Source organism: Succinimonas amylolytica DSM 2873, from assembly GCF_000378405.1.
In the GTDB taxonomy this organism is placed as follows: domain Bacteria; phylum Pseudomonadota; class Gammaproteobacteria; order Enterobacterales; family Succinivibrionaceae; genus Succinimonas; species Succinimonas amylolytica.
This window is the reverse complement of the sequence record NZ_KB899636.1, coordinates 185,562-196,008: the sequence shown is the minus strand read 5'-3', so window position 1 is coordinate 196,008 and position 10,447 is coordinate 185,562. Positions and strand designations below refer to the sequence as shown.

Here is a 10,447-nt window from a genome sequence, read left to right as displayed (position 1 = left end):
TCTCAAATGCATGGGCAGGCTCTAAGGCCTTATAGGTTTCAAGAGCGAAAACTTATGTACCGGACCATGAACTTACAACGGTCTAGTACTTTCTTTCATGGGGTATGTCAGGGATAAAACGGCCATACCCTGGGTGATTTGCAGGAAAAAAATGCGTGAATATAAGGGAATCCCCATACTGAGAAATTCCAGAAGGAAGACAATCGGTATATACCTGTCTGGAAGCGGGAATTTTGAGATTCGTTGTCCTGTTATATGTTCCGATCAGGATATCATGAGATTTGTTGACAGTCAGACCGGCTGGATAGAAAGACACCGCCAAAAACAGGTTCCATCTTCGGAAATGCTTTCATTTGAAGATCTTAAAAGACTGGGTGATGCGTCATTACTGGAGATTGCTCCCCGGGTGAAGTATTTTGCTGAATTGATGCAGGTCAGAGTTCGTAAGGTAACATTTAAGGTCATGAAATCCCGCTGGGGATCCTGCAGCAGTAATGGCAATATTTCTCTTAATGTTCTTCTTATGCTGACACCGGAGAAGATCAGAGATGCCATTGTGGTTCATGAACTTTGTCACCGGATTCATATGAATCACAGCCGTGATTTTTATCTTCTGTGGGAGAAGTATTTTCCAGAATACCGCGAATGTGAACAATGGCTGCACAGCCATGGCAGGGAGATTTTGTCGCGTGTATACGAATAATTGCCGTAGTAGTTTTTTGGGGATTGCAAGCCTGTAGAATACCGTGGAATCAGAAACTTTAATTTGTTAATTCATTCTTTCCGGGAACAGTTTATATTTTATTTAACTGAATAACAGTTTAGTACCTGCTGTGATGTTGTTTTATCGAATTAACGATACACTGTTATTAAGTTTTTTGGAATTTCTGAGATTTAGTAAGTTATGAATGTCGTTGTCGCATGTGCATCCGGTCTTTTAATCGTGCTTATTGTGTGCTGCGCATGTTTTTTTGTCAGGCAAAACAGGATTATAAAGGCATTAAAAAAGCAAAATGCCGAATTTATTACTCTTTGTGATTTGATTCAGGCACCCATATGGTTTAAGGACAAGGAGCTAAAGCTTACCTGGGTTAATCAGTTTTATGCGCTGATGTTTGATAAGGATAGATCCTACTTTCTTGGGCTTACTGATAGTGATATTGCCCCAAAGAAGCTGGTGGAAGGCTACATCAGGGATGATCGTTATGTCCTAGAATCTAAGAATGTGTACCGCTACCGCGAAAACGAGAAGGCCGGGCTGTGGTTTGAAAGCGTTAAATTTCCTTTGATCGGGAAAGACGGCAGTTCTTATGGAGTCGGAGGTATCGCTTTTAACATTACTGCCATTAAGAAATCTGAAAACATGCTTCATAAGCTGGTACACAATGATTATCTCACAGGAATTCCTAACCGTCTGTGCCTGTCGGTGGAAGCGGCCAGATCTCTTTCGGAATCTGATGCGACTGGTCAGAAGCTGGCTTTGGTCATTGTTGATATCAGGAATTTTTCAAATATCAATAAAATTAACGGTCATGTGGTTGGTGATGAAATACTAAAGCTTACTGCTGAAAGGATTAAGACGGCATTGGCGGAATATTCTGTACTACTGGGAAGGTTTAGCGGTGATCAGTTTCTGGTGGTGCTGCGTAATTGCAATGATGGCGATGTCATCAAGAGTGCTATAGCCAAAATTCAGAACGAAATCGGTAATCCATATCAGATATTTGGCGGGGCTTTTGCGGTATCTGTTTCCATGGGGATCAGCATTTTCCCCGAGCATGGACTTGATTATGAAACTCTGGTCCGAAATGCCGATGTGGCTCTTCTATCCGCTAAAAGAGCTTCTGACAGCCATATTGTGACTTATTCCGAGGTTATGGGAATGGGGATGAACAAGCGGGCTCTTATTGAAAACAAATTAAGCGGTGCTGTGGCCAGAGGAGAGTTTTATCTGTTTTATCAGCCGAAGATTTGTGAGGAGACCGGTAGGATTAAAGGTATCGAAGCTCTTATCAGGTGGAACAGTCCTGAATTCGGAAAACTTATGCCTGACGATTTTATTCCGATTGCCGAGGACAGCGATATCATTGTTACCATAAGTGACTGGGTACTGCGCACGGCATTGGAACAAAATCTGGTCTGGCAGGAGAAGTTTGGCGAGATGTATCCGATGGCGGTGAATCTTTCAAGACGTCAAATATCAAAACCTGATTTTCTGAGCAAGATTGTTAATCTGCTGGAGGATCTTAACTATCCGCCGCATTGCCTGGAACTGGAACTGCGGGAATCAGTATTGTCCCATGCCGATGTAAGAATTCTTAAGGATTTCGGCGAACTGCGCGAAATGGGAGTGAAGATTAGTGTTGATGATTTCGGTACCGGTCTTATCAATATCACCAACCTTAAAACATTTCCTCTGGACTGCATAAAAATTGATAAAAGCTTTGTCAGTAATATTTCCAAATCTCGGGAAAATCAGCAGATTGTTGATGCCATTATAAGTCTGGCAAAAACGTTTAAACTTTCACTGATTGCCGAAGGAGTGGAGACCGGTATTGAGCTGGATTATCTGAAGCAGTCGGGAATTGAGGACATTCAGGGCTTCTATTTTGCAGAGCCTCTTAATGTTGATTCCATGACTGAATATATCAGGCGCAAGAAAAACCCGGATTTCTGAGAAAGAGGGGGCAGATTTCGAAAATAGAAAAGGCTACGCATTTTATGTGCAGCCTTTATAATCCTAGGGTAGGGGAGCTTTCCTCTTTTACATAATATCGTCCAGCCCGCCGTCTCCGGTATCGTTCCGGTGTGAAGGAGTGCCGTTTCCTGCCGGACGTTCAACCTTGAAGTCCTCCTCCTCAGAAACGTAGGTTCTGGCGGCAACGTTTGAGTCTTTGATGAAGAATTCCTTATAACCGGATATATTACTGGTAATAATATCCTCACCGGGTTCCACCGGTGTTTCTTCGGTTCCTTTCAGGGCATAATTCATAAACTCAATCCAGATAGGCAGTGCAGATTTTCCGCCGGACTCTCCATGACCGAGACTTTTGGCATAGTTGTCAAATCCTACCCAGACCGTGGTTACAGTATTACCGTTGAATCCGGAAAACCAGGCATCGCGGCTTTCATTGGTGGTGCCGGTTTTGCCGGCAATGTCATCTCTTTTCATGGCTCTGGCTCTGGTTCCGGTGCCGTTGTACCGGCCGCGAGGCCCTGATCCTCCCCAGATAACGCTGTGAAGAGTGTTTGCAATAAGAAATGCATTGCCATGAGTAATTATCTGTTCCGCGTGATGTCCCTTAACCAGTTGCTCGGCCTCTTCGGGGATAAGCTCCGGCTTGATGGAGTTAACCACGGCATTGGGACAGTCGTTGCAGGCATCATAGGGTTTGGCCTTGTAAATAATCTGTTCTGAATCACCAAGAGTTACCGTATCAATAAGATAGGGCTCGATTTTGTATCCGCCGTTGGAAAAAGTAGCATAACCGGTCACCAGCTCCAGGGGAGAGACTTCAAAGGCACCCAGAGCGATGGAATCGTTTTTCTGGTACTTTTTGACATTAAAGCCGAATTTGGTGAAATGCGTTACAAATTTGTTCACGCCCAGGGCTCTGATAAGGCGAACTGAGACTACGTTTTTCGATTTGGTCAGCGCTTCTCTTATCGGAATAAGTCCTTCATATACGTTAGGAGAATTTTTGGGAGACCAGCTGGTTTTACTCCAGGGATTCCAAATGGATATTCTTTCATCAAGCATTAAAGAGGCCAGAGTAAACCTGTCAGCCAGTGCAGCCGAATACAGGAAAGGCTTGATATTCGAGCCTGCCTGACGTTTGGCCTGCTCTACTCTGTTGAAGGTGTTCTGGGCGAAGCTGTAACCGCCAACCATGGCCTTAATGGCACCGGTATGAGAGTCCAGGGATATGAGTGCGCTTTGAACTGCCGGAATCTGCCGGAGTGCGTACTGATTGTCCTTTAAATGTTCTACATAAACCAGATCTCCCGGTTTTATGAACTGGGCTACTTTTGCCGGAAAGTTGCCGGATTTTACATCGTTTCTGGTGTTTTTCGCCCATTTCATATGATCATAGGAAATGGTGCCAGGTCCCTTGTCCTTTATATAGACGGTAACTGCATTGGTTTTGCTGTCGGCTGCCACTGCTATAGCCGGGGAAACATATTCGAACGCCTTGTACGGTTTAAGAACCTTTTTGAGCGATTCCTCGTCATTCAAGTCGATGTTCTGGGTTTTCAGAATGTTTTCTGGAGTGCGGTAGCCGTGTCTCATGTCATAAGCAGTGATGCCGTCATAGACAGCTCTGTTGGCTACATGCTGGGTTCCGGAGTCGATGGAGGCATATACCTTATAGCCTTCAGTGTAGACTCCTTCACCATAGGTGTTTTCCATCTTCTGTCGTATGGATTCGGCTACGTAAGGAGCGTAAGCCTCCAGCTTTGCGGTGTGGTAATATGCTGAAACCGGTTCATTATCCGCCTCCTGATACTCCTCGGGAGTAATCATGTTGAGCTGTAGCATTCTGTTCAGAACCAGATGTCTTCTCTTTTTGGCGTTATCGGGATTGGAAATCGGATTGAGATTGGATGGTGCCTTCGGAAGGCCGGCAATTATAGCCATTTCTCCCAGGGTAAGTTCATCTACGGTTTTTCCGAAATAGACATAGGCGGCGGCAGCCACTCCGTAGGAATGATGCCCCAGAGCAATCTTGTTGAGATATAGTTCCAGAATTTCGTCTTTGGTAAGGGTCTGCTCGATCTTCCAGGAAAGAAAAATTTCCTTAATCTTGCGGGAGAAAGTTTTTTCGTTTGAGAGGAAGAAGTTTCTTGCAACCTGCTGGGTGATGGTACTGGCTCCCTGCACCTTTTTCCCTGATGACAGGCCGGCATAGGCAGCACGTACGATACCTATGGGATCAATACCCACATGTTCGTAAAATCTGGCGTCTTCGATAGCCAGAAAGGCATTCTTAAGTCTTTCCGGAATCTGGTGAATTGCCAGGGGGATTCTGCGGTGCTGTCCGAATTCGGCAATCAGTTTTCTGTCCTTCGTATATATGAGAAGAGGTGTCTCAAAGGTGACGTCCTTGAGTTCGTTCACATCAGGAAGGGCACTTTGGGTGTGGTAGTAATAAAAGCAGCCGGCGGCAGTTAGAAGACTGCCCAGCAGAATGCAGAACCATATGATTCTGCGCATCCAGATAAAAATCATATGCGTATCGCTGACTCAGATAATAATTTCATGAATTATAGCTTAAATTGTTATCTAGCTCAAAATCGGCAAAACGAATAATTTGATTTTTTAGATATCGCAACCGATAAAAAGTTATCATAGGAAAACGAGTAAAATGTTAAATCAGCACGGATGCAAATATGGCTGGAATGAAAAGCAAAGGCGTTCTTTATCCGCTTCTCGGGGTGGATTTTGGAAGCCAAAGTATCAAAGCAGTTGCAATCTCTGGCAAAGCCAAAGACTACAAGATTACTGCCGTAGCAGAAGTCCCCACTCCGAAGGGGGCTATTGTTGATTACCAGATCAATGATATTGATAAGGTAACAGCTGCTGTGAAGACTTTAATCAAGCATGTCTCGGGCAGTCCAAAGTATGTGGCTACTTCGGTTTCGGGGTCTAGTGTAATCTCTAAGATTATTCAGGCTGACGCAAATTTCAAGGATTCGGAACTTAATTCCTTCGTGGAGCAGGAAGCTGAAAACCTTATTCCTTTCCCTCTCGATGAAATTAGTCTTGATTATGAAATTCTCGGCCCGAATCTTGTGGATGCCACTAAGAGTGATGTTCTTCTGAGCGGTGCCAAGACTGAAAGTGTCGACTCCCGGCAGGCTGTAATTGAAGGAGTAGGCAAACAGGTTAAGGTAGTGGACATTGGTATTCATGCGCTGGCAAGAGCCGTTAAGTCTGCTATTCCCGGTTTTGAGGAAGCCTACAATGAGAAGCCTGTGGCACTGGTTGATGTTGGTGCTGTAACGCTTACCTTTGGTGTAATGTATCACGGGGAGATCATTTACCAGCGTCTTCAGAGCTTCGGCGGCGATACCCTTACTCAGAATCTGTGTCAGGCTACTGGCATGGCATATGAGGATGCGGAAAGAGCCAAAGTTAATAACAAAATGCCCGGCGATGCCAAGAATGAAATCATTAATCCGTTTATGATTCAGCTGGCTCAGAACATTAAGCGTAATATGCAGCTGTTCACCAGTTCATCGTCTCACCGTGATGTGGCTGCGGTAGTTCTTACCGGTGGTGGCTGTCTGGTAGAGGGATTTGTTGATCAGATGACCTCGCTTTTGAGAACAGATGTTAAATGTCCGGACATCTTTAAGAAGTTCCCTAATCTCAAGAGCGAAACCAACCAGATGGGGTGCAAGTATATGACTGCGCTGGGTTTAGCATTAAGGAGTTTTGAAGAATGTCCAATATAAACCTCCTCCCGTGGCGTCAGCAGCTGAAAAAAAGAAGTAAGGATGCCTTTGTTAAAATCATTGTGGCATTTGTTCTTATTGCTGCTGCCGTTGTAGTTGCCGGTTACCTGTATTTGCAGTATGCAATTGCGATGCAGAAGGGCCGCAACGAAGAATTCAGAAGCCAGATTGCTCAGCTGGATCAGCAGATCGCCGAAATTGCCAAGCTTAAAGAGCGTAAGCAGGAGCTTATCGACCGAATGAAGGCCATCGAAACTCTGCAGCAGAATAGAAATATTGCAGTGCATCTGTTCTCTGATCTGCCGACATTAGTGGCATCAGGCGTTTATCTTGATTCTATGAATTTCGATCAGCGTACTGCTCAGGTAAAGGGTATGGCGGAATCCAATCCGCGAGTATCTTCCATGCTTCGCAATATTGACAACAGTAAGTGGCTAGGTCAGAGCAACATAACTGAAACTAAGGCTGAAATGCAGAATGGTCAGCGCAAGATACCGACTCTTCCGGATGGCCTTTACAATTTTGTTATGAGCTTTAAGGTTGCTGACAGCAGTGACCCCCTCAATGCAGGTAACAAGGGAGGTGCCAAGTAATGGCTGGAAGTGATTTTAATATTAATCAGATTGAGACTTGGCCTTTGCCTGTAAGGTTGGTTTCTGGCCTGATTGTTGCCGGGCTCATTTGTTACGCTTCCTGGGCGGCTATGGGTGAGGATCTGCAGAATGATCTGGATTCAGAGATTAGGACAGAGAGGTCTTTACGCGATCAGTTCGCTGAAAAGGCACGTCAGGCTGCAAATCTTGAAGCCTATAAGGAACAGATTGTTGAACTCGAAAGCTTGCTTGATGCTCAGCTGAGACAGCTTCCGAACAGTAACGAGGTTGCCAATCTTTTGGACGATATTTCCTTCATTGCTCAGGATAACGGTCTTACTCTTGCCAGCATTAAGTGGGAACCTGAAGTTCAGAAGGAGATCTACACTGAACTCCCTATGAATATCCATGTTACTGGAACCTATGAGCAGCTGGGAAGCTTTGCAGCCGACACTGCAGCTCTGCCGCGAATTGTTACTATCGACAAGTTTGACCTGTCGAGAGTTGATACCAAGGGTAAGGACGGCAAAGTGGTTGATACCGAGCTTTTGGATATGAAGCTTATCGCTAAGACTTTCCGATATAACGAAAATCAGGCGAAGCAGAACCAGGCTCGCAGACAGCGGAAGGAGGCTAGGAATTAAATGAAGAAGTTAACCTTGTTATCCGCAGCACTGGCATCAGTTATGGTGTTGACTGCCTGTGAATCGGGCTTTAATGATTCAGTTAAGGAGTACTGCGATACTCAGCGTAAGCAGGCTCCGTCCGAAATTGAAGCTCTTCCTCAGATTACAGCTTTCGTACCGATGAAGTTTGAACCTAAGACCGACCGGATGCCCTTTGTTCTTCCGAAGCCGGAGATTTCTCAGCCGGCTTCTGCTAAGCCAGTCAGCTGTGAACAGCCGGATCGTGAACGTCCGATGGAAGAACTTGAGCAGTACTCTCTGGATAATCTCTTTATGCGCGGTACTATCATGATGGACAATAAGCTCAGAGCCTTGATCCAGACCGCTGACGGTGTGGTAGTTCGTGTTGTTCCCGGAATGCACATGGGACTTAATTTCGGCAAGGTAATCCGTGTAGCGCCGGATTCTGTTGAGGTTGAAGAGTTTATTTCTGACGGTAACGGATGCTGGAACAAAAAGTCATCCCGTATTGATTTGATTGAAGCGGAATAATTAGCAGGCAGGAAACAAAATTATGAATTTTCAGATGAAGAAATTAGGGCTTTGTGTGATGCTGGCATCTTTTGCCGGTGTTGTATTGCCTGCTGAGGCAGCCACTAAGCTTGAAAACATCAAGGTTGATAACAGCATGGCAGCTCAGACCAGGATTGAATTCCAGTTTGACGGTCCGGTAGGTGGTTATCAGGATAGGTTGCAGTATGATCCCGAGCAGCTGGTTCTTAATCTTAGTGATGCTGAGTCAGCTCTTCTCAAGAACGATTTCCATGTTAAGTCTAAGGCTGTGCGTAACGTTAATGTGAAGCAGAGTGGCGGTGATCTTAGTGTTGCTGTTGATTTGGAATCACTGGTTCCTTATGAGGTATCCCAGCAGGGTAACTCTCTTTATGTTACTTTGGGACAGGATCCCCGTGCAGTTGCTGCCAAGCAGGGATATTCGGACCAGAGTGTTGTTGGCAAGTCAAAGAAGACGGTTGCCGGCGGTATCAACCGCATCAACGGCATCAATTTTAAAAAGGGCGCTTCCGGTGAAGGTCTTGTAGTGGTAAATCTTGACAACAAGAATGCTGCTCTTGAGCTTGTTCCCAAGGGGACTCACCTTATTGCCAAGTTCCATGGTTCTGCAGTGGATCCTAATCTTCTGGCAGTGATGGATGTTAATGACTACGGTACTCTTCTCAGAAACATTGATGTTTCCGAAGCTGCAGATGGTGCTGTTCTTGATATTGCCCTTCAGAGTGCTGAATTCGATGCCAAGCATGTTCAGAATGGTGAATCTATTGTTATTACTGTTGCCAAGAAGAAGCCGGTGGTAAAGGTTACCGATGCTCCTCGCTACAGTGGCAAGAACCTCTCTCTCTCCTTCCAGGATATTCCGGTAAGAAACGCTCTTAAGATTCTTGCTGAAGAGGTCAAGGTAAATCTGGTGATGAACGATTCTGTTTCCGGGAACATCACTGTCAACTTTGATAACGTACCCTGGGATCAGGCTCTCGATACCATTCTTCGGGTGAAAGGCCTTGATAAGAGAATGGATGGCAATATTCTCCTCATCGGTCAGCAGGAAGAGCTGGCTGCCTATGAGCAGAAGCAGCTGGAAGAACAGGAGAAGAAGAGTGCCAAGGAGCCTCTCGTAACTGAATTCCTGCAGATTAACTATGCCAAGGCTGCCGATATTGTTAAGCTTCTGAAGACCAATGACGGTGCCAATTCCATTTCTGCAGAGCAGGGTGGTAGTAGTAACTATGGTCAGGGCGGCGGTAACGGTGCCGAGGCATCTGACAGCCTGCTGTCTGTTCGTGGTACTGCCACCGTGGATGAAAGAACCAACACCCTCATCATTAAGGACACTGAGGCTTCTATTGCCAACGTTAAGCGCCTTATCGAGAAGCTGGATACTCCGATTCAGCAGGTTATGGTTGAAGCCCGAATCGTTGCTGTAGATGAAACTGTAGCCGATCAGATGGGTATTCACTGGAATCTTGGTTCCGATAACATCATTCAGTCCGGGCATGAAGACGGTAAGTGGAGTGGAACTGCTGGAACCAATACCATTCCTGCTGAGGCCGAATACAAGGGTGGTGTTATCAACATCGGAAGACTGGGCAGTAATTTCAATCTCAACCTGACTCTTGCGGCTCTTGAGACTGAAAACCGTACTGAGACCATTGCTTCTCCGCGGGTAACTACCACTAACCAGAAGAAGGCCATGATCGAGCAGGGTTATCAGATTCCTTCTGTAACAGCGGCCTCCAGCGGTGCGACCACTGTTGAATGGACTGATGCTGTGCTCAAGCTTGAGGTTACTCCGCAGATTACTCCGGATGACAGCATCTTCCTTGATTTGGAAATTACCAATGATGACCTTGGCCAGACAGTAACTACTACTACCGGTTCTTCTGTAAGTATCAACAAGAGAGCTGTACAGACTTCGGTTCTCGTTGGTAACGGTGAAACCCTGGTACTTGGCGGTATCTTCCAGCAGGAAATCAAGAGAATTAAATCTCAGATTCCTTTCCTTGGTGATATCCCGGTTGTTGGCTGGCTGTTCAAGACTGTTGAAAACTCCAATCAGCGCCGTGAAGTAATGGTATTCATTACCCCGCACATCGTTGAAGGTGCTGTAGGCAGGTAAGATTTTCATTTCAGTGTGTAAAGGTCTCCTTTTAGGAGGCCTTTTTTTATGGTTGCTCAAAATACGTTATAATTCTG

The 10,447-nt window shown here is 45.5% G+C and carries 8 protein-coding genes; 7 read left to right on the top strand and 1 reads right to left on the bottom strand.

What is annotated here, in order from left to right; genetic code table 11:
- Positions 1–274 precede the first annotated feature (274 nt).
- Positions 275–703: a M48 metallopeptidase family protein gene (locus F557_RS0100895; RefSeq protein WP_169335144.1), complete on the top strand. Its 429-nt coding sequence runs from the start codon at positions 275–277 to the stop codon at positions 701–703.
- Positions 704–904: 201 nt separating this feature from the next.
- A complete protein-coding gene (locus F557_RS0100890; protein WP_084761323.1) occupies positions 905–2,677 on the top strand; it encodes a sensor domain-containing protein in 1,773 nt (590 codons plus the stop codon).
- An 87-nt stretch (positions 2,678–2,764) separates the two neighbouring features.
- Here the strand turns inward: F557_RS0100890 and F557_RS18290 are convergent, their stop codons facing one another.
- Complete coding sequence (locus F557_RS18290; RefSeq protein WP_019000385.1) at positions 2,765–5,230, bottom strand: penicillin-binding protein 1A; 2,466 nt, start codon at positions 5,228–5,230, stop codon at positions 2,765–2,767.
- Positions 5,231–5,391: 161 nt separating this feature from the next.
- Between F557_RS18290 and pilM the strand changes: the two genes are divergently transcribed.
- The 5 genes from pilM to F557_RS18285 are packed head-to-tail and all read left to right on the top strand — an operon-like array spanning position 5,392 to position 10,370.
- The gene (pilM, locus tag F557_RS0100880; protein WP_019000384.1) at positions 5,392–6,459 is read left to right on the top strand and encodes a type IV pilus assembly protein PilM; all 1,068 of its coding nucleotides are present in this window, start codon (positions 5,392–5,394) and stop codon (positions 6,457–6,459) included.
- Positions 6,447–7,052, top strand: a complete 606-nt coding sequence (locus F557_RS0100875) for a PilN domain-containing protein (protein ID WP_019000383.1) — start codon at positions 6,447–6,449, stop codon at positions 7,050–7,052. The genes pilM and F557_RS0100875 overlap by 13 nt, the downstream gene beginning before the upstream one ends.
- Positions 7,052–7,696, top strand: coding sequence for a type IV pilus inner membrane component PilO (locus tag F557_RS0100870; RefSeq protein ID WP_019000382.1), 645 nt, complete (start codon positions 7,052–7,054; stop codon positions 7,694–7,696). The genes F557_RS0100875 and F557_RS0100870 overlap by 1 nt, the downstream gene beginning before the upstream one ends.
- Complete coding sequence (locus tag F557_RS0100865; RefSeq protein WP_019000381.1) at positions 7,697–8,230, top strand: pilus assembly protein PilP; 534 nt, start codon at positions 7,697–7,699, stop codon at positions 8,228–8,230.
- Between the two features lie 22 nt (positions 8,231–8,252).
- Positions 8,253–10,370 (top strand): type IV pilus secretin PilQ, encoded by a 2,118-nt coding sequence (locus F557_RS18285; RefSeq protein WP_019000380.1) that lies wholly within the window; start codon positions 8,253–8,255, stop codon positions 10,368–10,370.
- The last annotated feature ends 77 nt before the right edge of the window (positions 10,371–10,447 follow it).